The organism is Arthrobacter sp. NPDC057388, from assembly GCF_042668165.1.
Classification (GTDB): domain Bacteria; phylum Actinomycetota; class Actinomycetes; order Actinomycetales; family Micrococcaceae; genus Arthrobacter.
Genome location: NZ_JBHVBL010000006.1, coordinates 1 through 25,932 on the forward strand (window position 1 = coordinate 1; position 25,932 = coordinate 25,932).

General features: G+C 65.8%; 24 protein-coding genes and 1 pseudogene. 11 read left to right on the plus strand and 14 right to left on the minus strand.

The window, feature by feature from the left end; genetic code table 11:
- Positions 1–60: 60 nt before the first annotated feature.
- The 4 genes from hisN to ACFUTU_RS04475 all read right to left on the minus strand — a co-directional run bounded on the left by hisN (position 61) and on the right by ACFUTU_RS04475 (position 3,985).
- A complete protein-coding gene (gene hisN, locus ACFUTU_RS04460; RefSeq protein WP_377961141.1) occupies positions 61–873 on the minus strand; it encodes a histidinol-phosphatase in 813 nt (270 codons plus the stop codon).
- Positions 874–939: 66 nt separating this feature from the next.
- On the minus strand, positions 940–2,055 hold the full coding sequence (locus tag ACFUTU_RS04465) for a ribosome small subunit-dependent GTPase A (protein WP_377961144.1): 1,116 nt from the start codon (positions 2,053–2,055) through the stop codon (positions 940–942).
- The gene (gene aroA / locus ACFUTU_RS04470) at positions 2,039–3,415 is read right to left on the minus strand and encodes a 3-phosphoshikimate 1-carboxyvinyltransferase (RefSeq protein ID WP_377961441.1); all 1,377 of its coding nucleotides are present in this window, start codon (positions 3,413–3,415) and stop codon (positions 2,039–2,041) included. The genes ACFUTU_RS04465 and aroA overlap by 17 nt, the downstream gene beginning before the upstream one ends.
- A gap of 21 nt (positions 3,416–3,436) precedes the next feature.
- Entirely contained in the window at positions 3,437–3,985 is a 549-nt protein-coding gene (locus tag ACFUTU_RS04475; protein ID WP_377961146.1) for a DoxX family protein, read from the minus strand.
- Positions 3,986–4,438: 453 nt separating this feature from the next.
- Here ACFUTU_RS04475 and ACFUTU_RS04480 point away from each other — a divergent pair, with 453 nt between their 5' ends.
- Complete coding sequence (locus ACFUTU_RS04480) at positions 4,439–5,167, plus strand: sigma-70 family RNA polymerase sigma factor (protein ID WP_377961149.1); 729 nt, start codon at positions 4,439–4,441, stop codon at positions 5,165–5,167.
- Positions 5,164–5,424, plus strand: a complete 261-nt coding sequence (gene rsrA, locus ACFUTU_RS04485) for a mycothiol system anti-sigma-R factor (protein WP_076801889.1) — start codon at positions 5,164–5,166, stop codon at positions 5,422–5,424. The genes ACFUTU_RS04480 and rsrA overlap by 4 nt, the downstream gene beginning before the upstream one ends.
- A gap of 84 nt (positions 5,425–5,508) precedes the next feature.
- Here rsrA and ACFUTU_RS04490 read toward each other — a convergent pair whose 3' ends face one another.
- The 5 genes from ACFUTU_RS04490 to ACFUTU_RS04510 all read right to left on the minus strand — a co-directional run bounded on the left by ACFUTU_RS04490 (position 5,509) and on the right by ACFUTU_RS04510 (position 11,805).
- Positions 5,509–5,583, minus strand: a complete 75-nt coding sequence (locus ACFUTU_RS04490) for a 50S ribosomal protein bL37 (RefSeq protein WP_369299106.1) — start codon at positions 5,581–5,583, stop codon at positions 5,509–5,511.
- A 93-nt stretch (positions 5,584–5,676) separates the two neighbouring features.
- Positions 5,677–6,318: a PadR family transcriptional regulator gene (locus ACFUTU_RS04495; RefSeq protein WP_377961151.1), complete on the minus strand. Its 642-nt coding sequence runs from the start codon at positions 6,316–6,318 to the stop codon at positions 5,677–5,679.
- The gene (locus ACFUTU_RS04500; RefSeq protein ID WP_377961154.1) at positions 6,318–7,145 is read right to left on the minus strand and encodes a DUF4097 family beta strand repeat-containing protein; all 828 of its coding nucleotides are present in this window, start codon (positions 7,143–7,145) and stop codon (positions 6,318–6,320) included. Before ACFUTU_RS04500 ends, ACFUTU_RS04495 begins: the two co-directional genes overlap by 1 nt.
- A gap of 89 nt (positions 7,146–7,234) precedes the next feature.
- Positions 7,235–7,834 (minus strand): GDSL-type esterase/lipase family protein, encoded by a 600-nt coding sequence (locus ACFUTU_RS04505; protein ID WP_377961156.1) that lies wholly within the window; start codon positions 7,832–7,834, stop codon positions 7,235–7,237.
- A 143-nt stretch (positions 7,835–7,977) separates the two neighbouring features.
- The gene (locus ACFUTU_RS04510) at positions 7,978–11,805 is read right to left on the minus strand and encodes a multifunctional oxoglutarate decarboxylase/oxoglutarate dehydrogenase thiamine pyrophosphate-binding subunit/dihydrolipoyllysine-residue succinyltransferase subunit (RefSeq protein ID WP_377961159.1); all 3,828 of its coding nucleotides are present in this window, start codon (positions 11,803–11,805) and stop codon (positions 7,978–7,980) included.
- A gap of 368 nt (positions 11,806–12,173) precedes the next feature.
- Between ACFUTU_RS04510 and ACFUTU_RS04515 the strand changes: the two genes are divergently transcribed.
- The 5 genes from ACFUTU_RS04515 (at position 12,174) to ACFUTU_RS04535 (ending at position 17,402) form a co-directional block, all read left to right on the plus strand.
- Entirely contained in the window at positions 12,174–13,583 is a 1,410-nt protein-coding gene (locus ACFUTU_RS04515; RefSeq protein WP_377961443.1) for a hemolysin family protein, read from the plus strand.
- Positions 13,580–14,650, plus strand: a complete 1,071-nt coding sequence (locus tag ACFUTU_RS04520; RefSeq protein WP_377961161.1) for a hemolysin family protein — start codon at positions 13,580–13,582, stop codon at positions 14,648–14,650. Before ACFUTU_RS04515 ends, ACFUTU_RS04520 begins: the two co-directional genes overlap by 4 nt.
- A gap of 93 nt (positions 14,651–14,743) precedes the next feature.
- The gene (locus ACFUTU_RS04525) at positions 14,744–15,715 is read left to right on the plus strand and encodes a metal ABC transporter solute-binding protein, Zn/Mn family (RefSeq protein WP_377961164.1); all 972 of its coding nucleotides are present in this window, start codon (positions 14,744–14,746) and stop codon (positions 15,713–15,715) included.
- Positions 15,712–16,527 (plus strand): metal ABC transporter ATP-binding protein, encoded by an 816-nt coding sequence (locus tag ACFUTU_RS04530; protein ID WP_377961166.1) that lies wholly within the window; start codon positions 15,712–15,714, stop codon positions 16,525–16,527. The genes ACFUTU_RS04525 and ACFUTU_RS04530 overlap by 4 nt, the downstream gene beginning before the upstream one ends.
- Positions 16,527–17,402 carry a metal ABC transporter permease gene (locus ACFUTU_RS04535; protein WP_377961168.1) on the plus strand — a complete coding sequence of 292 codons (876 nt, stop codon included), beginning with the start codon at positions 16,527–16,529 and terminating at the stop codon, positions 17,400–17,402. Before ACFUTU_RS04530 ends, ACFUTU_RS04535 begins: the two co-directional genes overlap by 1 nt.
- A 3-nt stretch (positions 17,403–17,405) precedes the next feature.
- Here ACFUTU_RS04535 and ACFUTU_RS04540 read toward each other — a convergent pair whose 3' ends face one another.
- Positions 17,406–17,870, minus strand: coding sequence for a Fur family transcriptional regulator (locus ACFUTU_RS04540; RefSeq protein WP_377961171.1), 465 nt, complete (start codon positions 17,868–17,870; stop codon positions 17,406–17,408).
- A gap of 96 nt (positions 17,871–17,966) precedes the next feature.
- On the opposite strand from ACFUTU_RS04540, the gene ACFUTU_RS04545 reads away from it, so the two are divergent.
- Positions 17,967–18,623, plus strand: coding sequence for an MBL fold metallo-hydrolase (locus ACFUTU_RS04545; RefSeq protein ID WP_377961173.1), 657 nt, complete (start codon positions 17,967–17,969; stop codon positions 18,621–18,623).
- Here the strand turns inward: ACFUTU_RS04545 and ACFUTU_RS04550 are convergent.
- Complete coding sequence (locus ACFUTU_RS04550; RefSeq protein WP_377961175.1) at positions 18,620–19,699, minus strand: PLP-dependent cysteine synthase family protein; 1,080 nt, start codon at positions 19,697–19,699, stop codon at positions 18,620–18,622. The two genes, ACFUTU_RS04545 and ACFUTU_RS04550, sit on opposite strands and share 4 nt — an antisense overlap.
- Positions 19,700–19,793: 94 nt before the next feature.
- Here ACFUTU_RS04550 and ACFUTU_RS04555 point away from each other — a divergent pair, with 94 nt between their 5' ends.
- The 3 genes from ACFUTU_RS04555 to ACFUTU_RS04565 are packed head-to-tail and all read left to right on the plus strand — an operon-like array spanning position 19,794 to position 22,268.
- Entirely contained in the window at positions 19,794–20,636 is an 843-nt protein-coding gene (locus tag ACFUTU_RS04555; RefSeq protein ID WP_377961177.1) for a sulfurtransferase, read from the plus strand.
- Between the two features lie 52 nt (positions 20,637–20,688).
- Positions 20,689–21,843: an NAD(P)-dependent alcohol dehydrogenase gene (locus ACFUTU_RS04560; protein WP_377961180.1), complete on the plus strand. Its 1,155-nt coding sequence runs from the start codon at positions 20,689–20,691 to the stop codon at positions 21,841–21,843.
- A complete protein-coding gene (locus tag ACFUTU_RS04565) occupies positions 21,840–22,268 on the plus strand; it encodes an HIT family protein (protein ID WP_377961182.1) in 429 nt (142 codons plus the stop codon). Before ACFUTU_RS04560 ends, ACFUTU_RS04565 begins: the two co-directional genes overlap by 4 nt.
- 17 nt (positions 22,269–22,285) lie before the next feature.
- Here the strand turns inward: ACFUTU_RS04565 and ACFUTU_RS04570 are convergent.
- From ACFUTU_RS04570 to ACFUTU_RS04580, 3 genes and pseudogenes are all read right to left on the minus strand, one after another.
- Positions 22,286–23,335: pseudogene (locus ACFUTU_RS04570) on the minus strand (HNH endonuclease); the annotation flags it as partial.
- A gap of 39 nt (positions 23,336–23,374) precedes the next feature.
- Entirely contained in the window at positions 23,375–24,682 is a 1,308-nt protein-coding gene (locus tag ACFUTU_RS04575) for an IS256 family transposase (RefSeq protein WP_377961446.1), read from the minus strand.
- Positions 24,683–24,818: 136 nt separating this feature from the next.
- Positions 24,819–25,865, minus strand: coding sequence for a hypothetical protein (locus tag ACFUTU_RS04580; RefSeq protein ID WP_377961185.1), 1,047 nt, complete (start codon positions 25,863–25,865; stop codon positions 24,819–24,821).
- Between the last annotated feature and the right edge of the window lie 67 nt (positions 25,866–25,932).

Consider the following 25,932-nt stretch of genomic DNA (forward strand, 5'->3'; position numbering starts at 1 on the left):
GCCCCCAAAAGCGGGCGGCCGCCGTCGTAATGTTCAGGGCGGGGCGGTGGCAGGAAAAACCTAAAGCAGGTCGTCCAGTTGCGGGTTCAGCCGCCTCAGGACTTCCGAGTGCAGAATCGAGTTGGTGGCCAGGGCGTTGCCGCCGAACGGCCCGTCCGTGCCTTCGAGGGAGGTGAAACGGCCGCCTGCCTCGGTCACGATCGGCACCAACGCCGCCATGTCGTACAGGTTCAGTTCCGGCTCACAGGCGATATCCACGGCCCCTTCGGCCACCATGCAGTAGGACCAGAAGTCACCGAACGCACGTGTGCGCCACACATCCTCGGTGAGCTGCAGGAACTCATCGAGGTTGCCGCGGTCCTTCCAGCCGCCAAGGCTGGAGTAGGACAGCGAGGCGTCGGCGAGGCTGGAGACGTTGGATACCTTGAGGCGGGTGGCGGCCGCGAGAGAACGGCCCGAGTAGGCGCCTGCTCCCTTCGCCGCCCACCAGCGCTTGCCCAGCGCCGGGGCGCTGACCACGCCTACCACCGGCTCGCCCTCATCGACGAGGGCAATCAACGTGGCCCACACCGGCACGCCGCGGACAAAGTTCTTGGTGCCGTCGATGGGGTCGATGATCCAGCGGCGCGAACCGTGGCCGGAACTGCCGAACTCCTCACCGAGGACGGCGTCGCGGGGACGGGAGCGGGACAGCTGGCCGCGGATGGACTCCTCGGCGGCCTTGTCCGCATCGGTGACCGGCGTCAGATCGGGCTTTGTCTCGATCTGAAGGTCCAGTGCCTTGAACCGGCTCATGGTCTGGTCGTCCACGGAATCGGCCAGCACATGGGCCAGGCGCAGGTCATCGTTGTACGTTGAAGCGGGTTGGGTCATGGTTCCAAACTACCCTCAAAGGCCCGGCGGGGCGGGGAGGCAGTGGCCGGTCGGTGCCGCGGGAAGCTAGCCGACGCTGCCGAGTTCCTTGGTTTCCTGGGCCTCGGCGCGGGGGTCAGTGCCCAGCAGGCGGCGCAGGGACGCGAGCCTGGCCGCTCCCGAAGGACCTGCGTGGCCGGCCGCGACCCACGCATCCACGCCGCAGTTGACCGCGGTGGCGTCGTGCTTGCAGCCGCGTTCGCAGGCTTCGGTCCCGGGCTCAAGGTCGGGGAAGGAGTGCAGGATGCGGTCCGGGTCGACGTGCGCCAGCCCGAAGGAGCGGATGCCCGGTGTGTCGATGATCCAGCTGCCGGCGGGGGCGTCCGCGAGCTTGAGGGCAAGGGCCGACGACGACGTGTGCCGTCCGCGGCCCGTCACCGCGTTCACGCCGCCGGTGGCGCGTTCGGCGCCGGTCAGTGCGTTGACCATGGTGGATTTCCCGACGCCGGAATGGCCCAGCATCACGGTGACCTTGCCGTCCAGGTGGGCGCGGAGTTCGGACACGGCGGCAACGTCGAGCCGGGCGGAGAGGCCGTCGTCGGACCGGGCATCGATGCCGGACGCGTCGGAATCGGCGGTACGGCTGATGATCACCGGAAAGTCGAGGTGGCGGTAGTTGCTCAGCAGTTCGGTCGGATCCTTGACGTCGGCCTTGGTGACGAGCAGCAGCGGCTCGATTCCGGCATCGTAGGCGGCCACCAGCGCCCGGTCGATGAAGCCGGTGCGGGGTTCAGGGTTGGCGGCGGCCACAACCACCACCAGCTGGTCGGCGTTGGCAACGACGGCGCGTTCCACCGGGTCAGTGTCGTCGGCGCTGCGCCGCAGCAGAGTCTTGCGGTCCTGGATCTTCACCAGCCGGGCGAGAGTGTCCGGCGCGCCGGACACGTCGCCCACCAGGGAAACGAAGTCGCCGGCCACCACGGGGGAGCGGCGCAACTCCCGGGCGCGGGCCGCAATAACTGTCCGCTCGTGCCCGGAGTCCTCGCCGACGACCGCCGTATACCGGCCCCGGTCAACGGTGATGATCCGTCCCGTGACGGCGTCCTCATGGCTGGGGCGGTCCTTCGTCCGGGGCCGTGAACCTTTCTTGTTCGGCCGGATCCGGACGTCGGATTCATCCCAGGAATCAGTGCTGCGAGCCACCGGTCGTCCCTGCCGTGTTGGTAACAGCACTGCTCCGCTGGCTGAGCATGTCCGCCCACAGCTGGGGGAAGTCGGGCATGGTCTTGGATGTCGTGGCGATGTCCTGCACTTCCACGCCCCTGACCGCCAGGCCGAGGATGGCTCCGGCGGTGGCCATCCGGTGGTCCGCGTAGCTGTGTACGACCCCGCCATGCAGTTCCGCGGGCCGGATGATGAGCCCGTCGGCGGTTTCCTCGGCGTCGCCGCCGAGGCGGTTGATCTCGGTCACAAGCGCTGCGAGCCTGTCAGTTTCGTGTCCCCGCAGGTGTGCGATGCCGCTCAGCCGGGAAGGGCCGGACGCCAAGGCGCAGAGCGCTGCGACCGTTGGGGCCAGTTCGCTGGTGTCGGCGAAGTCCGCGCCCTTGATCTCGCTGCGGCCGGTCACCGTCAGGGTGCCGTCGGCCAGGGTGACCGTGGCGCCCATATCGGTGAGGATGCTGCGCCACATGTCGCCCACCTGGGTGGTGTGCTCCGGCCAGTCCGGAACCCGGACCGTACCGGCGGTGGCCAGCGCGGCCGCCAGGAAGGGGCCGGCGTTGGACAGGTCCTGTTCGATGCGCTGGTCGAATGCGCGGATCGGGCCGGGGCTGACAATCCAGTGGTTCGGTGTTGAGTCATCCACTGCCACGCCGGCGCCGCGCAGCACGGCGATGGTCATGTTGATGTGGTCCAGGCTCGGCACCGTGCTGCCTGAGTGCTCAAGGTGCAGGCCGTCCGTGAACCGCGCCCCCACCAGGAGCAGGGCGGAGACGAACTGGGATGATGCACTGGCGTCGATGACGAGGTGCCCGCCGCGGACCCGTCCGGAGCCCTCGACGCGGAACGGCAGCGAGGCGGGCGTGCCGCCGTCGTCGCCGGTCACGGCAACTCCCAGCGCCGAGAGCGCGTCGATGATGGTCCCCATGGGCCGTTCCCGGGCGTGGGGGTCGCCGTCGAAGACGGTGGCGCCGCTGCGCAGGGCCGCCATTGGCGGCACGAACCGCATGACGGTCCCGGCCAGGCCGCAGTCGACGGCGACGTCCCCGCCGCCGGAATTGGCCGGAATGGGTGAAACCTCCAGGTCCGGGCCGAAGGCGCCGTCGCCCGGGACTTCCCGGATGTCTGCGCCAAGCTGGCGCAGGGCAGCAATCATGAGCGCGGAATCGCGCGAGTGCAGCGGTGCCCGGAGCCGCGACGGCCCGTCGGCCAGTGCCGCAAGGACCAGGTACCTGTTCGTCAGCGACTTCGAGCCGGGTACGCGGACGGTGGCGTCGACCGGCTGCTCCGCAAACGGCGCGGGCCAGTGCGGAGCGGCGCCGGAATTTTCAGCGGACGCGCCCATGGGTGATGCTGCCATTCCTGCTTATGCCCCTACCGCGTGGTCAACGGCCTTGCGGACAGCCTTGTCGGCCTTCTGCAGCTTCTTGCCGGTGGTCTTGCGGGCGTCCGCCGCGAGGTGACTGGCGGTCTTCCGGGCGTCGGCCGCGAGGTGCTCTGCACGCCAGGCCAGGCTGGGCTTGCCGGCGGTGTCCACGGAGGCCAGCAGCACCCCGCCGGTGAGGGTGATGTTTTTGAGCAGCTGGTTGCGGCGGTTTTCCCGGCCTTCCTTGCTGCTGATGTCGGCGCTGCGCCATTCAACGAAGGCGTTCAGCGCCGAGATGACGGCCAGTACCGAGGCGGCCAGCCGCGCCGACTTTCCGAGCGCGAAGAGGACGCCGGCCCCTACCTGCGTTCCGCCAATGATCCGGGCGAGGACCTTCTCGTCAGTCTGGAAAGGGAGGGCTTCCGCGGCACGGCGCAGGAGGGGCGACAGCTGCTGGGCGGTGTCATCCGCATTCCTGAGCTTGTCCGTGCCGGCGAGGATGAAACTTGAGGCCAGCATCGGCCGGGCAAAAAAGCGGACAAAGGACATGAATTTCCTCCTGGATGGCCGAGCCGCGGTGGCCGCGGCGGAGTCGGTTCTAGTCTTGCACTTTTGCGGAATATTTGCCCACCGCGCGTCGTTGTGCTCTTTGGCCGGGAACAGACTGCGGGTGCTGTCCGCGGAGGTTTCCGGTGTGCAGCGGCGGCTGGGGCATGGCCGGAACCGGCAGGAACGCGGACCGCCGCACGAACGCGGTCTTTTTCAAGCCGGTCCAACAGGCGGAGTGGAGATGGAGCATTGACTTTGGTGAAGGAAGCTGTGGGGGTGCGAAGTCCCGCCACAATGAGGCCGTTCGTGGTGCCCGAAGCAGACGCCCTGGAGGCGGGAAGCGCCTTCTCGGCAGGGGGCGGTTTCCTTGAACCGGACGGTCTCCCTGGGGCGGGGAAAGGCACGGCACGCCGTCAAGGGCGGCCGGCGCCGATCAAAGTAGACTTGAAGGCAATGAGCACCGTGGATCCGGCCCTGCAGGCCGCACAGGAGGACGCCGCCAACGGCGTCCCGGACAATGGCACGTCAGCCGCCGCTGAAGCGGCAGAGGATATCGACGTCGGCTCGGAGAGCGCCGAAGCGCGCCGGGCGCGGTTTGAGCGCGACGCCATGCAGTACGTGGACCAGCTGTATTCGGCTGCCATGCGCATGGCCCGGAACCCGGCCGATGCCGAAGACCTCGTGCAGGAGGCGTATACCAAGGCGTTCTCGGCGTTCCATCAGTACAAGCCGGGCACCAACCTCAAAGCCTGGCTGTACCGGATCCTGACGAACACCTACATCAACCTGTACCGGAAGCGGCAGCGGGAACCGCTGCAGTCCAATTCGGACACCATCGAGGACTGGCAGCTTGCCCGTGCCGAGTCCCACACCTCCAGCGGCCTGCGGTCCGCCGAGGCGGAGGCACTGGACCATCTTCCGGACTCGGACGTCAAGCGTGCCCTGCAGGCCATCCCGGAGGAGTTCCGGCTTGCCGTGTACTTCGCCGATGTCGAGGGCTTCGCGTACAAGGAAATATCAGACATCATGAACACCCCCATCGGCACTGTGATGTCCCGGCTTCACCGGGGTCGCAAGATGCTGCGGGACATGCTGGCGGACTACGCCGCCGACCGGGGATTCAAAGCTGCTGCGGACGCCACGACGGCAGCGGAAGGCAACCAACAGGAGAACGGGAAATGAGCGACTGCCAGGGATTGGGCGACTGCGATGACACCAGGATGCAGCGCATCTATGAGTATCTGGACGGGGCCTTGACCCGCAGCGACCTTGCGGAGATCAAGCAGCACCTGGACGAGTGCCCCGAATGCACGGAGCAGTACGATCTCGAGTGTGTCATCCGGAAAGTGGTGAAGCGCTCCTGTACCGAGGCTGCTCCGGAAAACCTGAAGAACGCCATCCTGCAGCGGATCCACACGATCCGGCCGGTGGACGCCTGACGGAGCACCTGACTTAAGCGCGATGCCCCCGCTACCTTGCCGGTAGCGGGGGCATCGTGTTTAAGCTTCGGTTCAAGCCGTGGCTTAGGTGTTGGGGCGCTTCCCGTGGTTCGCGCCGCCACGCTTACGGTCACGACGCTTACGTGCACGCTTGCTCATAGCTGGCCTCCTTAATCTCGTTACCCAAAAGAGTTGCCCTCCAGTCTCCCATATCGGCGGACAGGCCGCGAACTGGCGGCCGGAGAGGGATTCCTATAGCGAGTTCCGAATCGCGGCCCGGGCCTGGTCCAGTACCGTGTGAACCGCTTCAAGCGCCACCGGGGTCATGGGCCGGTCCCTGGTGTGCAGGCGCAGCTCGGTCCGCATGTCGTCGCGGAACGCCTGCAGCAGCATTTCCGCTTCCTTGAGCAATTGCTGCCCCTCCGGGGGATAGCGGCGCCCGCCGGCCGGGGTTGCCGGCCCGGCCGCATTTGCCGACGCGGCCCAATCCGCCGATCTGGCAGCGGTGCGGGCCGCTTCGGCTGTGGCCGCAAGGTCTGCGCGGAGCCCGCGCATGTTGCTGCGGATGTCGGCGCGGAGGTCGTCGGCGAGGCGGCGGACGGATGCCGCAATGTCGTTCTCCACGGTTTCCACCTCCCTGCGGCGACTGTTCAGTTCAGCGAGGCCCGCTGCGGTGATGCGGTAGTTGGTGCGGCGCCCCTGGGACTCAGTAGCCACCAGGCCTTCCGCCTCCAGCTTGCCCAGCCGCGGATAGATGGTGCCGGCACTGGGGGAGTAGGTTCCGCCAAAGCGGTCGCTAAGGGCCTTGATGAGTTCATATCCGTGCTTGGGGCCCTCCTCCAGAAGCGCCAGCAGATACAGCCGCAGCGCGCCGTGGGCAAAGACGGGAGGCATCAGAGCGCCGGTTCCGCGGTGGCCGGTGCCTGGCCGTGGAAGATGGACGTCTTCCCGGAGACTGAGTTGGTGCGAACCAGCATGAGCTTGGCGTCCGGGCCGGAAATGGTCTGCACCTTGCCGCCGGGATGGCCGTATTTCCGGTCGTCGATGACCACCGGCCCGCTGGCGGACTGGGCCACGATGTCCACGCCAATGTCGTGGGGGACGCGGACTGTCAGGTCCCCGGAGACAGAGTTGGCGCCGAAGTCGCGGGTGAAGCCGTGCAGGTCGAAGCTCATGTCGCCGCTGACAGTATTGGCCCGGATACTGCTGAACTGGCCGGATGCTGTCACTTCTCCCGAGACGCTCTTGGCCGTGAGGACGCCGTTGTGGTTGCGGGCGATCACTTCGCCGCTGACCGTGTTCACGTGCAGGTCACCCGAGGTTCCGTCGGCCAGAAGGGAGCCGGTGACGGTGCTCAGCCGGGCCCGGCCGCCGACACCGGAGACCAGTCCGTCACCGCTGACGGTGCCCGCCTCCACCTCGACGCCCGCAGGCACAGCGATGCTGATGACCGTGGAGTTGTTGCTGCTGCTGTTGACCGACTCCATCAGGTTCTTGAACCAGCCCTGCGGCCCGTGCATCTGGTGACGGATTTCCAGCCGCCCGCGGGCCACGGAGACCGCCAGTGGGTCGCCGTGCACCTCCGAGACCTCGATCCGGACGGTCTCTTCGCCGTGTGTGACGATGTCGAACCTGCCCCGGACGATGCCCACCTTGAGGTGAGTGACGCCGTCGACATCAATGGTCTGCGGGCCGGTGACGGTCCAGGAGTTGTCTTCCACGGTTCCTCCACTTGCGATATATCGTGTCTGTGGAAGACACGCTACGCCGCGGCCGGGGGAAGATCAAGATATATCGCGAAGCATCTTCGTTATTCGGGCGTCTCCATGCCAAGCCACTGGAACCAGCCACGGTGAAGCACGAGCCACGCCATCAGGCCGTAGCCGGCCTGCCCGGGCGTGCCCCCGTTGGCGGCGAGGTCCTGGCGCCACTGCTCGTGGTTGAGCAGCGGCGAAAAGGTGTCCACGTAGAGGTGCTTGCGACGGGTGGTCACGTCGGCAAAGGCGGTGTTCAGCTCGCCGAGGCGCCGGTTCTGAACGGGATCGAGCGTTGGCGGCGGGCCGACGACGAAGACTTCCAGCCTTTTCTGGGTGGCTGAATCCAGGATGTTGGCGAGATTGAGCCGGCTTCGGGCGGTGGACAGCCCGAACTCGATGTCCCGGCCGGAGAGCCCGATGACCAGCCGGTTCTCGTGCAGATCGCTGAACCGGCGGCCGGCCTCCTCGAGCCAGCGGGCCGACAGGCCTTCGGTGCCTTCCTGCGGGCACGGAAGGGAAAAGCTCTCCACCGTCATGCCGTCCTGCGGAGTGCGGGCAAGCACCCGGCCCAGCCACCCCAGTGCGCGGGGATCGCCGAGCCCGGCGAGCAGTTCATCTCCAACAGCCGCAATCCGCAGCTTCCTGTCTTCCACTACTACCTCTTCACTTGTTGGGAGGGCGTGTCCCGGACACGGACCGTTTACGTGCCAACGCTAAGGATCTATTAACTCACGCCGATTAAACAGAACTGCCCGGCTGGAACGGTATGTCACCGTCCGGCCGGGCAGCTGTTCTGCTACTTACGGGCGAAAGCCTGCTTCAGGAGCGCGTCCTGCTCCACAGCGTGGCGCTTCATGGAGCCGGCCGCGGTGGAAGCTGAAGCGGGGCGTGAGACCAGCCGCACCTTCCGGTCCAGGGCGGTGGGCAGGTGCAGCCCCATGAAGGGCCACGGTCCCTGGTTGGCGGGCTCGTCCTGCGCCCACACAACTTCCGCGTTCGGGTACTTGGCCAGCTCGGCTTCGATCTCCGCCTGCGGCAGCGGGTACAGCTGCTCGACGCGGACGATCGCCGTCGACTTGTCGCCCGTTTTCTGCCGCGTTGACAGCAGGTCGTAGTACAGGCGGCCGGAGACCAGAAGCACGCGGTCGACAGCGTCGGCCTGCAGCTGCTCGTGTTCACCGATCACCGGGCGGAAACCGCCGGTGGTGAAGTCCTCGACGGACGAGGCAGCGGCCTTGAGGCGCAGCAGCTGCTTCGGCGTGAAGATGATGAGCGGCTTGCGAGGCCGGCTGTAGGCCTGGCGGCGCAGCAGGTGGAAGTGCGAGGCAGCCGTCGTCGGGTTGGCGACGATGATGTTTTCCTCGGCACACAGCTGCAGGAAGCGTTCGATGCGGGCTGAGGAGTGGTCCGGGCCCTGTCCCTCGTAGCCGTGCGGCAGCATCAGCACGAGCGACGAGCGCTGGCCCCACTTCTGCTCTGCGGACGAGATGAATTCATCGATGATGGTCTGCGCGCCGTTGACGAAGTCACCGAACTGCGCCTCCCACAGGACCAGGGCGTCGGGGCGCTCCACCGAGTAGCCGTATTCGAAGCCCATGGCCGCGTACTCGGACAGCAGGGAGTCGTAGATCCACAGCTTGGCCTGGTTGTCCGACAGGTTGCCCAGCGGCAGCCATTCATTGCCGTTGGCGCGGTCGTGGAACACGGCGTGGCGCTGCACGAACGTGCCGCGGCGCGAGTCCTGGCCAGCGAGCCGGACCGGGACGCCTTCCATGATCAGCGAGCCGAAGGCAGCGATTTCGCCAAAGCCCCAGTCGATGCCGCCTTCACGGGACATCTGTTCGCGCTTCTCCAGCAGCTGCTTGAGCTTGGCGTGGACGGTGAAGCCTTCGGGGATCTCGACGTGTGCCTTGCCGATGCGGGCCAGGGTGTCGGCCGAAATAGCCGTCGAGGCCGGGGCGTTGGTTCCCATGTCCGACTGCTGGGCCTGGGGACGCTCGATGTCCGATACCGCTGCCGAATCGGCCGTGATGATCGGAATGGGCGAGGTCTGGGCCGCGTGGGTTTCGGCGAAGACGCGCTCGAGGCGTTCCTGGTAGTCGCGGAGCAGCTGCTCGGCTTCTTCCTCGGTGATGTCACCGCGGCCGATCAGCGATTCCGTGTAGAGCTTGCGGACGGAGCGCTTGGCCTCGATGAGGTTGTACATCAGCGGCTGGGTCATCGAGGGGTCGTCGCCCTCGTTGTGGCCGCGGCGGCGGTAGCAGACCATGTCGATGACAACGTCCTTGTGGAACCGCTGGCGGAACTCGTAGGCGAGCTGGCCGATGCGGACAACTGCCTCGGGGTCGTCGCCGTTCACGTGGAACACCGGAGCCTGGATCATCTTGGCGACGTCCGTGGAGTACGTGGACGAACGCGAGGAGGAAGGCGCGGTGGTGAAGCCGACCTGGTTGTTGACCACGATGTGGATGGTTCCGCCGGTGCGGTAGCCGCGCAGCTGGGACAGGTTGAGCGTTTCGGCCACAACACCCTGGCCGGCGAAGGCCGCGTCGCCGTGCACCATGATGGGCAGCACGGGGAAGGACGAGCCCTGGTCCAGGCGGTCCTGCTTGGCGCGGACGATGCCCTCCAGGACAGGGTCCACGGCCTCGAGGTGGGAGGGGTTGGCGGCCAGGTAGACCTTGGTCTCCTTGCCGTTGTCCGACGTGAAGGTGCCTTCGGTGCCGAGGTGGTACTTGACGTCGCCGGAACCCTGCACGGAGCGCGGGTCCTGGGTACCTTCGAACTCGCGGAACACCTGGGCGTAGGTCTTGCCGGCAATGTTGGTCAGCACGTTCAGGCGGCCGCGGTGTGCCATGCCGATGGCAACCTCGTCCAGTCCGTCGTCGGCGGCGTCGGAGATGATCGCGTCCAGCAGCGGGATCAGCGATTCGCCGCCTTCAAGCGAGAACCGCTTCTGGCCAACGAACTTGGTCTGCAGGAAGGTCTCGAAGGCCTCTGCTGCGTTCAGCTTGGAGACGATGCGCAGCTGCTCGTCGCGGCTCGGCTTGGAGTACGGGTGCTCCAGCTGGTCCTGGAACCACTTGCGTTCGGCCGGTTCCTGGATATGCATGTACTCGATGCCGGTGGTGCGGCAGTAGGCGTCGCGGAGCACGCCCAGGATGTCGCGGAACTTGAGCATCGGCTTGCCGCCGAAGCCGCCGGTGGGCCACTCGCGGTCAAGGTCCCACAGGGTCAGGCCGTAGGTGAGGACGTCGAGGTCGGGGTGCTTGCGCTGGACGTACTCGAGCGGGTCGGTGTCTGCCATGAGGTGGCCGCGGACCCGGTAGGAGTGGATCAGCTGCTGGATCCGGGCAACCTTGTTGATCTCGTCGGCGGGGTCGACCTGCAGGTCGGGGCTCCAGCGGACCGGCTCGTAGGGGATGCGCAGGGCTTCGAAGATCTCGTCGTAGAAGTTCTGCGCGCCGAGGAGCAGCGAGTGGACCAGCTTGAGGAACTCGCCGCTGCCTGCACCCTGGATGACGCGGTGGTCGTAGGTGGAGGTCAGGGTGAGGATCTTGCTGATGGCGTTCTGCGCGATGATCTTCTCGCTCGCGCCCTGCCACTCGGCCGGGTAGTCAAGGGCGCCGACGCCGATGATGGCGGCCTGGCCCTTCGACAGGCGGGGCACCGAGTGTACGGTGCCGATGCCGCCCGGGTTGGTCAGCGACACGGTGGTGCCGGCGTGGTCGTCAGCCGTCAGCTTGCCGTTGCGGGCACGCTTGATGAGGTCTTCATAGGTGTGCCAGAACTCCGCGAAGTTCATGGTTTCGGCCTTCTTGATGTTGGGAACCATCAGAAGGCGGGTGCCGTCGGGCTTGGGCATGTCGATGGCGATGCCGAAGTTCACGTGCGCCGGCTGGACCGCCACGGGCTTGCCGTCGACCTCGTCGTAGTACACGTTCATGGACGGGAACTGGGACAGTGCCCGGACCACGGCGTAGCCGATGAGGTGGGTGAAGGAAACCTTGCCGCCGCGGGCGCGGGCGAGGTTGGAGTTGATGACAACGCGGTTGTCAATCAGGAGCTTGGCCGGAACCGCACGTACGCTGGTGGCCGTGGGCACCTCGAGGCTGGTGACCATGTTCGACGCAATGGCCTTGGCGGGTCCGCGGAGGACGGATACGACGTCTTCCTCGGGCGCGGTGGGGGCCTTGACGTTCTTCGGCAGCTGGGCCGGGATGGGCTGGGCGCCGGTGCCCGCCTCGGTCTTCCTTGCGCCGTCGCGGGCCACCGTTGCCGGAGCCTTCTTGGCGGGAGCGGGCTGGGCGGGGGCTGCTGCCGGCGCCGGTGCCGGAGTTGCCGCAGGCGCCTGGGCCGCGGGGGTAGCGGATGCCGGTGCCTGCGCGGGCGCCGGGGGAGTGACTACGGGCAGTTCGCGGGTAGCCGGGTTGGCAGCCGGAGCCGTTCCGGCCGGCGTGCCGTTGGAAGATGGACCGTCGCCGCTGTCGAATGATTCGAACAGGGGCCACCACTTGGCATCGACCGTATTCTTGTCCTGCTGGTAACGCTCGTACAGTTCGTCAACGAGCCACTCGTTCCCACCAAATTCCTCTGGCAGACGGTGGCTAGGCTGCTCTGGCACTTGAAATACGCCTCTTCCATGAGTTTGATTTCCCTCTGGTCGCCTAAGGTGCCACGGCACAACTATCGAACCAGTTTCTGTGTCCTATGAACCCAGACCTTTGCCAGTCTAGTGACCGTTCCGGCTTAACTGCCAATAAGCGTGACCCAAATCATGCGCCTTCCGGATTGTGGCGAAACGGCGCTTCAATCCGGCCCGGAAGGCGGTCCTTTCCGCCACCCGTGGCGGCTGGTCGGACACGGGCCGGATGAGCAGTTTTGGCCCTCCGTGGAGGAATGCTGCTCCTGTAGACTGCAATCCTTATGGACAGTGAATATAGGTGCCATGGACGGTAAATCCGGGTGCCGGCCCGGGGGCTTGCACCCATGATGGAATGGCTCCTTGTTGCCGCCGGCCTGCTGCTCATCCTCGGAACCGGCTTCTTCGTCGCCGTCGAATTTTCCCTCATTGCTCTTGACCAGCCCACAGTGCAGCGTGCCGTTGACGACGGCGACACTGCGGCTGTGCCACTGCTCAAGTGCCTGAAGTCCCTGTCCACGCAGCTGTCCAGCTGCCAGCTTGGCATCACCATGACCACGCTCCTGACGGGCTACGTCATGGAGCCGTCCGTCGGGGCGCTGCTGGCGGTGCCCCTCGCCGCACTCGGTGTCCCGGAGCCGGTGGCCGGTTCCGTCTCCCTGGTGGTGGCGATGGTGATTGCGACAGGACTGTCGATGCTTCTGGGTGAGCTGGTTCCCAAAAGCATGGCCATTGCCCTTGCGTTCCGTATTGGCCGGGCCCTGGCACCGCCCCAGCTGGTCTTCACCACCATTTTCAAGCCTGCCATCCTGGTCCTGAACGGCTTCTCCAATAAGGTCCTGAATATCTTTGGACTGGAGGCCAAGGAGGAGATTTCCGGCGCCCGGACCCCGGCGGAGCTAGCCTCCCTGGTGCGCAGGTCCGCGGCCATGGGCACGCTGGACCCGGGGACGGCGAACTTCATCGCACGCACCCTGAACTTCTCCGGCCGCACCGCCGCGGACGTGATGACCCCGCGCATCCGCCTCGAAACCATCGACGCCGACCAGCCGGTCTCGGACATCATTGACGCGGCCCGCCGCAGCGGATACTCGCGCTTCCCCGTCATCGGTGAGTCGGCCGACGACATCCGCGGGCTGGTCCACGTCAAGAAAGCCATTGCGGTTCCTCCTGACCGCAGGCGAAAGCTCGAGGCGGGAGCCATCATGACGGACGTCCTTCGCGTGCCCGAAACCATCCACCTCGACGCCCTGCTTGCCGAACTGCGGGAGGGAAACCTGCAGCTTGCCGTGGTGCTTGACGAATACGGCGGAACTGCCGGAATCGCCACGCTGGAGGACCTGGTTGAGGAGATCGTGGGTGAAGTGGCGGACGAGCACGACAAAGTCAGGCCCGGGCTGCTGCAAAGTGCTTCGGGTGACTGGTACTTCCCGGGGCTGATGCGGCCGGATGAGCTCTCGGAACAGATCCCCGGCCTCACCGTGCCCGACGAGGCTGCCTACGAGACGGTGGGCGGTTATGTCATGAGCGAGCTGGGCCGGATACCCGAGGTTGGGGACACTGTGGAAGCGGGCGGCGGGACGCTCAGCGTCACCCGGATGGATGGCCGGCGCATTGACCGTATCTGCTTCCGGCCCCACCGGGAACCCGACGTCGGTCCTGGAATAAACGCCAAGCCCGCAAACGCCAAGCCCGCAAACGCCAAGCCCGCAGACGGCAAGACCAACCACGGCAAGACCGTGAACGGTGGCCGGTCATGAGCGACTGGGCCGGACTGCTCTGGCTGGTGCTGCTGCTCCTGGGCAACGCCTTCTTCGTCGCCGCGGAGTTCGCCGTCATGTCGGCGCGCCGCAGCCAGATTGAGCCCCTGGCGGACGACGGCGTTGTGCGTGCGCAGACAACCCTGCGTGCCATGGAGAACGTCTCGCTGATGCTGGCCTGCGCCCAGCTTGGGATCACTGTGTGCTCGCTGCTGATCCTGCTGGTGGCGGAGCCGGCGATCCACCATCTGCTGGCGGCGCCCCTGGCCGGGCTGGGGGTGCCGGAGGAAGTAGCCGACGTTTCAGCGTTCGCAGTGGCACTGATGCTGGTGACGTTCCTGCACGTGACGTTCGGCGAGATGGTGCCCAAGAACATTTCGGTGTCCGTCGCCGACAAAGCGGCGCTCCTTTTGGCTCCGCCGCTGATGTTCATCGCACGGATCGTGAACCCCGTCATCACCGCCCTGAACTGGTCCGCGAACCACATCCTGAAGCTGATGCGCATCGAGCCCAAGGACGAGGTCAGCTCCACGTTCACGCTGGAAGAGGTGCAGTCCATCGTGCAGGAGTCCACACGCCATGGCCTGGTGGACGATGATGCGGGACTCATCACCGGCGCCCTCGAATTTTCGGAGTACACCGCCGGCAGCGTCATGGTTCCGCTGGAGCGGCTGGTGATGCTGAAGTCCTCAACGTCCCCCCTGGAATTTGAGAAGGCCGTCAGCCGCACCGGCTTTTCCCGGTTCCCCATGCTGGACGACGACGGACTGCTGTCCGGATACCTGCACATCAAGGACGTGCTTGCCATTCCGGAATCCGGCTACGGGCAGCCCATCGCGGAAAGCCGGATCCGCTCCCTGGCCAACCTTTCACGGGACGATGAGATTGAGAACGCCATGTCCGTGATGCAGCGTTCCGGCTCGCACCTGGCACGCGTCATCGGCCCGGGCGGGCAGACCGAAGGCGTGCTGTTCCTTGAGGATGTGATTGAACAGCTCGTGGGCGAAATCCGGGATGCCACCCAAGCCAAGGGAATCCGGAGGCTCGGAACATCCGACGGCGAATAAACGCTAAATAGGAATCATTCCTATTTAGCGATACACTCAACTGGAGGTTGCTCCTCCCCGCAGCCCAATTTCTCCAGAACCGAGGTATTTTCCGTGCCCAGCAATGCCCGCACTGTCCTGACCGCCGCAGTGGCCGGATTCGGCCTGCTCCTCACCGGTTGCGGTGCGCCGGCGGCAAAGACTGAAGACGCGGGCGGGAACGGACGCATCGCCGTCGTCACGTCCACGAACGTGTACGGGGACATCGTTGAGGCCGTAGGCCGGGAGAAGGTCAACGTTTCGGCCATCATCTCCCGTCCGAGCCAGGACCCGCACTCCTACGAAGCCAACGCCCAGGACCGCCTGACGGTGTCCAAGGCTAAGCTCGTGGTGGAAAACGGCGGCGGCTACGACGACTTCATCCACACCCTGGCGGACGACAGCAACGTCCCGCACGAGAACATCATCAGCGCCGTCGAGGTCTCCGGACTTGCCCCCGAGGAAGCGGGGACTGCCTCTGCCCACGCGGAGGACGGGCATTCCCACGACCACGGCAATTTCAACGAACACGTCTGGTACAGCCTTGACGCCATGACGCACCTCGCCGATGCCGTCGCTGCCCGCCTCGGGGCACTTGACTCCGCCTCGGCCGCCCAGTTCACCGCCAATGCCGCTGAATTCAAGTCCGGCCTGGCGAAGCTGGAGAGTAAGATTTCCGCAATGAAGACCTCGCACGGCGGTGCCGGCGTTGCCGTGACCGAACCGGTTCCGCTCTACCTGCTGGAAGCGGCCGGACTGGAAAACCGCACTCCCGCCGAATACACCGCCGCGGTTGAGGAAGGCGCCGACGTGCCGCCGGCAGTCCTGAAGGCAGCCACTGCGACGGCCGCCTCGAAGGAAACCAGTTTCCTCGCCTACAACGAACAGACGGAAGGCCCGCAGACCCAGACCGTCAAAAACGCCGCCAGCGCCGCGGGGACGCCGGTGGTGAACTTCACCGAGACACTTCCGGACGGCAAGACCTACCTGCAATGGATGGCGGACAACGTGAACAACATCGGCAGCGCACTGAAGAGCCAGCGTTGAACCCAGTCATCAGCCTGAAGCAGGCGTCGCTGAAGTTCGGCCGGCGCGCGCTTTGGGAGGATCTGAACCTGGACATCAATCCGGGGGAGTTCTTCGCGGTGCTGGGGCCCAATGGCAGCGGCAAAACGAGTTTCCTCAAGGTGCTGCTGGGACTGCAGGAGCTGCATTCCGGCCACGCGAGCCTCGGCGGGCACCCCGTGGAGCGGGGCAGCCGGATGATTGGCTACATTCCGCAGCAGAAGCCCTTCCTGCCCGACACTCCCATGCGGGCCCGCGACCTGGTGGGCCTCGGTGTCGACGGGCACCGCTGGGGAATCCGGTTGGGTACTGCCAAGGCCAACCGCAGGATTGACGAGCTGCTGGAACTCGTCGGGGCCAGCGACTATGCCAAGGTTCCCGTCGGGCAGCTGTCCGGCGGCGAGCAGCAGCGCCTCCGCGTGGCCCAGGCGCTGGCCACCGATCCAAAGGTGCTGCTGTGCGACGAGCCGCTCCTGTCGCTGGACCTGCACCACCAGCAGGCGGTCAGTGCGCTCATCAACAAACAGTGCCATGACCGGAAGAGCGCCGTGGTGTTCGTGACCCACGAGATCAACCCGATCATCGACTACGTCGACAGGATTCTGTACCTCGCCGGCGGCCGGTTCAGCGTGGGGACGCCGCACGAGGTGATGACCACCGAAGTCCTTTCGGATCTTTACGACAGCAATGTGGAAGTGATCCATACCAACGGGCGGATCGTCGTCGTCGGTTTGCCCGACGCCACCACCCACCACCATGACGAGGCGCACGCCGGTGCCGGGGAGGGGTCCTGATGGATCTGGCATCTTTCCTCCAGACCGTGTTCAACTTCGAAAACTATGGCGAGCTGCTGGTGCTGGTGCAGAACTCGCTGTGGGCCGGTGCTGTGCTTGGCCTCCTCGGCGGCCTCGTGGGGACCTTCGTGATGAAGCGCGACCTGGCGTTTGCCGTCCACGGAATTTCCGAGCTCTCGTTCGCCGGCGCTGCCTTTGCGCTCCTCATTGGCACCGACGTGGTGTTCGGCTCCCTGGTGGGCTCCGTGGCGGCAGCATTGCTGCTCGGACTCATGGGTGTCCGGGCCCGGGACAAGAACTCCATCATCGGCGTGATCATGCCCTTCGGCCTGGGTCTCGGGATTCTGTTCCTGTCCCTTTACGAAGGCAGGGCGGCCAACAAGTTCGGCCTGCTCACCGGGCAGATCGTGTCCGTGGATACCGTCCAGCTTCAGGTCCTGGCCGGAACTGCGGTGGCGGTGATGGTGGCGCTGTGCGTCATCTGGCGGCCGCTGAGCTTTGCCAGTGTCGACCCGGAGCTGGCCGAGGCCCGGGGCGTTCCTGTGCGGTCGCTGGCCCTCGTATTCATGGTGCTCCTGGGCGTCAGCGTGGCGCTGTCCATCCAGATTGTCGGCGCCCTGCTGGTTCTTGCCCTGCTGATTACGCCCGCGGCCGCCGCGCTGCGCGTGACGTCCTCGCCGCGCCTCGTGGTGCTGCTCAGCGTGGTGTTCGCCGTTTCGGCGACGGTGGGGGGAATACTGCTTGCCCTCGGCGGCCGCATTCCCATCAGCCCCTATGTGACCACGCTGTCATTCCTGATCTACGTGGTGTGCCGCGTCATCGGCACTGTCCGCGCCAAGCGCGGCCTCAACGGCCGGGTCATGCGGGCCGCATAGTCCCTACTGCGAGGCGGCCTTGCGCGCGGTGCAGTCGGGGCACAGGCCGTAAATCTCCACTGTGTGGGCCACTTCGGTGAAACCGTGCTCCTGGGCGGTCCGTGCGGCCCAGGTTTCGACGGCGGGCGCCTCCACCTCAACCGCCTTGCCACAGCTGCGGCACAGCAGGTGGTGGTGGTGCACCGTCACCGCGCAGCGGCGGTAGACCGCCTCGCCGTCACCGTTGCGCAGCACATCCACAAGTTCCTCATCCGCCAGGGACTGCAGGATCCGGTAGGCGGTGGCAAGGGAAACCGAAACACCCTTGTTCTGGAGGATCCGGTACAGCTCCTGGGTGCTAACGAAGTCATTGAGCTCGTCCAAGGCGGCGCTGACAGCGATCCGCTGCTTGGTGACGCGCTGTTCTTTCCCGCCGGCGGGGGTCGAAGATGCCTGTGGCCTGCCGTCAGCGCTGGCGCGTTGTGGCATGGGATAAACTCGCTTTTCTTTGGGGTAACGGCAAGCTTTAACGTTACCAGCCGGAGCCCCGTGGACACTGATCGGGCCGGTCCCTAGGCTGGCTCCATGAAGCTGACTAAATTCACGCACGCCTGTGTCCGGCTCGAAAAGGACGGCCAGGTGCTGGTCCTTGATCCGGGAACCTTCTCCGAAACCACTGAAGCGCTGGACGGCGCACACGCTGTCCTCATCACGCACGAGCACGCGGACCACATCGATGTTCCCGCCGTGGCGGCCGCACTCAAGGAGAAGGCAGCGCTGGAGCTCTTCGCCCCGGCAGGTGTGGCAGAGAATGTGCGCAAGGAAGCGCCGGACGCCGCGGAGCGGGTGCACGCCGTGGAGCCGGGGACGGCCTTCGACACAGCCGGGTTCGCGATCCGCAGCTTCGGCGGCCAGCACGCGCTGATTCACCCCCAGATCCCGGTGGTCGCCAACATCGGCTACCTCGTGGACGAGGACGTCTACCACCCGGGGGACTCGTTCATCATCCCGGACGGCATCAGCGTGCGAACGCTCCTGGTCCCCGTCCATGCCCCATGGAACAAGATCAGCGAGGTCGTGGATTTCGTCATCGGCGTCCGCGCCGGGCGGGCTTTTCCCATTCACGACGGGCTGCTGAACGAGACCGGCATCGGGCTCATCGAAGGCCACGTCAAGCGGATCGGCGCGAAGTACGGAACGGAGTACACGCACCTCTCCAGCAAGGAATCGGTAGACCTCTAGGGCTGCCAGCTACCCGTCTCGAAAAACGACTTCAGCGTGTCCTCGTACGGCTGCGGGTCCAGTCCCTGGGCCGCCAGCCACGAAGGACTGTAATGGCTGCCGGCGTACCGGTCTCCGCCGTCGCACATCAGGGACACTATGCTGCCCCGCTCGCCGTCGGCGATCATCTGCGCCACGAGCTGCCACACACCCCAGAGGCTGGTGCCCGTCGACGGACCGGCGTGCAGGCCCGCCAGCGAATGCAGGTGCCGCATGGCTGCGACAGAAGCGGCATCGGGAACCTGGATCATATGGTCGATGACCGAGGGCACGAAGCTGGGCTCCATCCGCGGCCGGCCGATCCCCTCGATCCGGGAAGGCATGCCCGTGCTGAAGTCCGGGGCCCCGTTCCGCCAGCCGGGGTAGAAAGCGGAGTTTTCCGGGTCGACCACCGCCAGCGAGGTGGCGTGGCGGTGGTAGCGGAGGTAGCGGCCGATCGTGGCGCTGGTTCCGCCGGTGCCGGCACCCACCACAATCCAGCGCGGAACCGGGTGCTCCTCCAAAGCCAGCTGTTCAAAGATCGACTCGGCAATATTGTTGTTGCCCCTCCAGTCTGTAGCGCGCTCGGCGTACGTGAACTGGTCCATGTAGTGGCCGCCGCTCGTGGCGGCCACCTCCGCGGCTGCTGCGTACACCTCTGAGGCATGGTCCACCAGCAGGCAGGCGCCCCCGAACTGTTCGATCAGGGCGATCTTTTCGGGGCTGGTCGTGCGGGTCATGACGGCGATGAAAGGCAGTCCGAGGAGCTGGGCGAAGTACGCCTCGGAAACGGCGGTGCTGCCGCTTGACGCTTCCACGATGGTGGTGTCTTCCCGGATCCAGCCGTTCACCAGCCCGAACAGGAACAGGGAACGGGCCAGCCGGTGCTTGAGGCTTCCCGAGCGGTGCGTGGATTCGTCCTTGAGGTACAGCTGAACGCCCCAGTGTTCAGGGAGCGGCACTGAATACAGGTGGGTGTCCGCCGAGCGGTTGTTTTCCGCGTTGATCTTGCGGACTGCCTCATCCGCCCATGCCCGTTCGCTGAATCGCCTGTTCACCGCATCAGCCTACCGGCGCGGGCCGCGCGGCTAGAGTTGGTGCTGTTGCGCCCCGGTGGCGAGGCGATTCCTTCAGACGATCCCAAGGAGACAAATGGACACCCTCATTGACGTGGCCGGGCTGAATGCCAGGCTGGCCTCCGGTCAGCGCACCGTAGTGCTGGATGTCCGCTGGGCGCTCGGGGATCCGGAAGGCCGCAGCCACTACCTGAAGGAGCACATTCCGGGGGCTGCGTACGTGGATCTCCCCACCCAGCTGGCAGACGCGGCGGATCCCGGCCGCGGCCGCCACCCGCTGCCTTCCCTGTCCCGCTTCCAGGAAGCGGCCCGGTCCTGGGGCATTTGCGACGGTGACGTCGTCGTGGCCTATGACGACGCGGGGAACACCTCCGCTGCCCGTCTTTGGTGGATGCTTCGGAATGCCGGCGTCCGCACCGTTTACCTGCTCGACGGCGGTCTGGCCGCCTGGCGTACAGCAGGATTGCCCGTGGAGGGTGGGGCAGTAGAACCGGTTGCCGGTGACGTAACGCTCGCTGACGGCGGCATGCCCGTGACCGATGCAGACGGCGCCGCCGGCTGGCCGGCCGAAGGCGTGCTGCTGGATGCGCGGGCCGCAGAACGCTACCGCGGGGACGTTGAGCCGGTCGATCCCCGGGCAGGCCATATACCCGGCGCCGTCAGTGCTCCCACCACGGCGAATCTTGACGACGACGGACGGTTCCTCCCGGCAGAGGAGCTGCGGAAGCGCTTCGCCAACCTGGGGGTAGATGCGGCAACGCCGACCGCCGTCTACTGCGGCAGCGGCGTGACCGCCTCCCATGAGATTGCGGCCCTGGAGATCGCGGGGTTCAGCGCCACGCTGTTTCCCGGTTCCTTCTCGCAGTGGTCCAATGACACGTCCCGTCCGGTGGCCACGGGCGCCGAGCCTGCACAGTAGCTGCATCGGCTGGCGATTGGAACTCGTCGGGGAGCCGCGGTAGCGTCGCCATATGACTCCTGGACGCCCCGTGCCCCCGCCGCTGAACCTGCGAATCCCGCCGGAGGAGACCGCCGTCGGGCGCCTTGAGGGACGCCTTGCCGCAGCCCGCGGCGCAACGTCCGCCACGAGCGGCCTGGTTGCACTGACGATTGCCCGCCGGGTGCTTGGTGCGGATGACGTCGAGATTGCGATCGAATTCTGCGGGCTCTGCCATTCGGACGTTCACGCCACCCGGGGGGAGTGGGGTTCCCAGAATTACCCGCTGGTGCCGGGCCACGAGATCGTGGGACGGGTCAGCAGCGTCGGTTCTGGTGTGCGGGACTTTCAGCCCGGTGACCGGGTGGGCGTCGGCTGCATGGTGGACTCGTGCCGCGAATGCCAGAGTTGCCGCGATGGGCTTGAGCAGTACTGTGAACGCGGCATGACCGGAACGTACGGTGCCCGGGATGCCAGGAACGGCGACGCCGTCACGCAGGGCGGTTACGCCTCGTCGGTGGTGGTGGACCACCGGTACGTCCTGCGGGTTCCGGAAAGCCTGGACCCCGCGGCGGCTGCCCCGCTGCTTTGTGCCGGCATCACCACGTTCTCGCCGCTGCGTCATTTCGGTGTCCGGGAAGGGCACGTGGTCGGCGTCGTGGGCCTTGGGGGCCTGGGACATATGGCCGTCAAGCTGGCCAAAGCGATGGGGGCCGAAGTCAAGGTCTTCACTACTTCTGAATCGAAGGTGTCCGCGGCACTGGAACTGGGTGCTGATGCAGTAGTGCTGTCCCGCGATGAGGAGGCGATGGCCGCTGAGAACCGGAGCATCGACGTCATTATCGATACCGTAGCCGCCCCCCACGACCTCAATCCGCTGTTCCGTACCCTGCGCCGTGACGGCGCCCTGTTCCAGCTGGGGCTGCCCTCCGACGCGATGCCGCCCGTCAGCCCCGGGGCACTGATCAGACGGCGGATTTCCTATTCCGGTTCGTTGATTGGAGGCATCGCTGAGACGCAGGAGATGCTCGATTTTTGTGCCGAGCACGGGGTTGTTTCTGACATCGAGCTGGTTGGTGCCGAGCAACTCAACGGTGCCTATGACCGGATGGTCGCCGGTGATGTGAAGTACCGTTTTGTCCTGGATACATCCACCCTGCAGGAACCGTCGGAAAGGGCTGACGCATGAGCACGCTGTTCACCAAGATTCTCAACGGGGAGATCCCTGGCCGCTTTGTCTGGCGCGAGCCGGACGTCTCGGCGTTCCTGACCACGGGTCCGCTTGCAGACGGGCACACGCTGGTAGTCCCGACCGAGGAAGTTGACCGCTGGACGGATGCCTCACCCGAAACCCTCGCCAAGGTCATGGAAGTGGCCCGGCGCATCGGTGCCGTGCAGGTGGACACATTCGGCGCAGCCCGGGCAGGACTGATTGTGGCCGGCTACGAGATCAACCACATGCACGTGCACGTATGGCCGTCCAACAGCATGGCGGAATACAACTTCGCCACGGCCGAGCACAACCCGGATCCCGCCAGGCTGGACGCCAATGCGGAAAAGCTGCGCGCAGGCCTGCGCGACGCCGGCTACGGGGAGTTCGTGCCGGAGGGTTAATTCCGGTCCCGGGTTGGCTAACCGTTCGCGGGGCCGGCCTGCTCGATTCCCGGCAACCCATCGTCGCTCTGGTCCGACCCCTGCGATCTGCTTCCGGTCAGCCTTGTTCCGGGTAGCGGGGGTGCGGTGGATTGGTAGGTGTGGCCGGTGGGGGTGGTGATTTCGATGGTGTGCCGCGGTCCTGGTTTGGGTTGGGTTTTCCAGCCGGGGAGTTCTTTGGTGTGGTTGCAGGCTTCGCAGAGTCCGGCGCCGTTGTCGAGGGTTGTTGGGCCGTTGTTGTGCCAGGGGATGATGTGGTCGTGGTGGCGGATGGGTGCGTCGCAGTAGGGGGTGCGGCAGGTGTCGTCGCGGACTTGGATGAAGCGGCGCAGCGGTGGCGGGAAAAGCCGGCGCTTGGAGTCCATCGCGACGAGATCGCCGGTGTCCGGGGCGGTGTAGAGGCGGCGGAGCCAGATCTTCAGCTCCTGCCGTAGTTCTGTCTGTCCGGTCACCGCACCCATCTGGCCTGATTGTGACTCTGATGCGTTTGCCCTGCCATTTGCAGGCGGAACGGGCCTCTCCTCTCCTTCATCCTGATTGAGGAGGTCGCGGGCCCAGGCGGCGGGGACGGTGCCGTAGCCGGTGAGGCGGGCTGGTTCGGAGTCGGCTTGGAGGAGGGTGCGGTCGGTCATGACGAGGTTGATGTCGATGCCGCTGATCCCGCCGGGGGTGCCGGTGATGGATTCGACGAGGGTGTCGGCCATGGCCTGGTTTTTGGAGCGGGGGTCTCCGGCGGAGCGGAGGGTGTCGGCCTGCCGGGTCAGTGCCGTGTAGACGGCGACGCCTTCGTGGGCGGGCAGCAGTACGGTGAGGTAGGTCATGCAGTCGGGTGCCGGGCGCAGGCTCACGCCGCGTTCGGTGGCGGCGTGGCTGGCGCGCTGGGTGACCGAGCGCGGGTCCCGCCGGGTCGCGGCGGCTTTGACCGCGGCGATGACGCCGCGGGTCCCGACCCCGTCGAAGGTCCCGGTGTCGGCGGCGAGTTCTTCGTCGACGGCGGCGCGGTCTTGGACGGTCAGGCAGGCTGTTTCCGAGCCTGTCAAGTTGTTTGTGTAAGTGGGGAAGTCTTTTTATTGGTTTAGGTAGGGTTCGACGCGGTCAGGGTAGTTCAGGACGAGGATGCCGAGGGCTTCGCTCCAGCCTTGTGTGGTGGTGCCCTCGATGAGTTTGTAGACGGATTTGTGGCGGGATTCGCGGGCGCGGCCTGTCAGTTTGGCCCGTTCCCGGCTGCGTTTGTCTTCGATGTTGCAGATGGCCAGCCAGAGGAGTTTCACCGCGGCCTGGTCATTGGGGAAGTGTCCGCGGTTCTTGATGATTTTGCGCAGCTGGTAGTTGAGTGACTCGATGGCGTTGGTGGTGTAAATGACGCGCCGGACCGGGGGTGGGAAGGCGAGGAACGGGATGAATTTTTCCCAGCTGTTGCGCCAGGTCCGCACGGTTGCCGGGTATTTATGGCCCAGTTCGGAGGCTTCGAAGCCGTCGAGTGCGTCCTGCGCCGCGTCGGCTGTCGGGGCGGTGTAGATCGGGCGGAGAGCCGCGGCGACCTTCTTGCGGTCGCCGTAGGCGATGAACCGCATTGAGGCGCGGATCAGGTGGACCACGCAGGTCTGGATAGTCGCGGCCGGCCAGGTCGCGGCGACTGCCTCCGGGAACCCGGTCAGGCCGTCACAGCAGACAATGAGCACGTCCTTGACGCCGCGGTTGGCCAGTTCCGCGCAGACTCCGGCCCAGAATTTTGCGCCTTCGCTGGCTTCGACCCAGATACCCAGGACATGCTTGATGCCTGCCATGTCCACGCCCACGGCGATGTGGGCCGCCCTGTTTTGGACCTGGTGCCCGTCCCGGACCTTGATGATGATGGCGTCCAGGTACAGGATCGGATACAGCGGATCCAGAGGGCGTTTTTGCCATTCCATGACCTCGTCCAGGACCTCGTCCGTGATTTTCGAGATCGTCTCATGGGACAGTTCGGTGCCCAGGGTGGACTCGAGATGATGGGCGATATCGCGGACCGTCATCCCGCCGGCGTACAGGCTGATGATCATGTCATCCAGGCCGTTGGTCCGCCGGGCCCCTTTGGGCACGAGGCGGGGGCTGAAGGACCCCTCGCGGTCGCGCGGGACGGCCAGATCAACGTCGCCGGCGCTCGTGCCCAGCGTTTTGGGATAGGACCCGTTGCGGGAATTCGGAAGAAACCGGCCGATAGGATCGCCCTTCTCATAGCCCAGATGCCCGGTCAGCTCGGCCTGCAGACCGCGTTCGAGCGAGGCCTTGACCAGTTGCTGAATGAACCCCTCTTTGCCGTCGAGTTCAAGCTCGCCCGAATCAATCTGGGCCATCAGTTCATCAAAGGCACCAGACGCTTTCAGCGCATCCATGCTGCCGGCCGCCGCTGCCTTCCGGGCAAGCTCACCGGCCAGGGACTCACCAGATTCTGTCATGGTCACAATGATTCTCCGATCAATCCACGATCAAAGGCTTCCACACAATCAATCTGACACCTCCCTGTTTCCTTCACCACGTGCATGGCCTTTTCTTCGCTGAGCCGGCCGGTATCCAGGGCGGTGAGGGTGTGGGGCATTTCGATGACGAGGGCTTTGGCCATGCCCAGCAGCCGGCCGCCGCGGTGCGGTGACTCACCCCGGGCCAGGGCGATCTGCTCAGCCACACCCAGCACGGTTCCTTGGGCCGCTTCCGGCCCAGCTCCTCAGCCGACAGGGTAGCGTGACCGGTCTGGGCCGTGCTGCAGGCTGCTTCGGGTTCGGCTTGTTCCTGCCGCTGCCTGGCCTCAAACTCCACGGCGAGCCGGGCCTGCTGGCCGGTTGCCCAGTGTTTGAATTTCTCCAGCAGCGCGGTCTGGTCGATCAGCCCGGGACCGTCGGCAGTGAGATCGGCCCGCAAAAGCGTCTTCACGGCCCCGACCCGGTTGCCGAGACCCAGCCGGGGTACATCGGCGCCCGTGGGCTCGCCACCGGTGAAGGAGGTCCCGTAAAACAGCGCTTCGGGAAACGGATCCTCCGGGAGGTCGCAGTCGTCATACTCCCCGCCGGGGAAGGGGTCTTCCGGAACCACTGCGTCGAGGTAATCGTCATACACAAACCCGCCAGCCGCGGATTCATCATCGAACGGAAAGACTTCGCCTGTGGACCACCCGCCGGGAACCGCCTCCCAACGGAAGACTGCGTCCGGGAAAAGGGCGTCCGGAACATCGGCCTCCGAACCCGCGGCAGCAAGCGCAGTGACGCCGTGCGGCGCCCCCGCCTCCGCTGCTGGATTCCCGAGAACCTCCATGACCACAGTCTGCCAAGAGGGACTGACAATAAAGGGCTGATCGAGCATCTGCGGGGCGGAATTTAGAAAGTTTTTCGGATGAGTTCTGGAACCAAACCAAGCAGCAGGCTCAAGCTGCGGCAGCACCGCCGTCCTACAGGTTTTCGGCAGGCTCAACGAGCGGCGTCCGCCATCTGTGCTGTTTGACACACCTGTGTCGCATGCCATAGTTTTGAACGCAACGTTCGTAAATTGAACGACCAGCGAACCTGGCGCGCCGGCTGTGGACATCAGTCTCGCTGATATTGCCGGCAAGTTTGGCGGCGTTGAATCTGCGCCCCATGGGACTGCGGCCTCG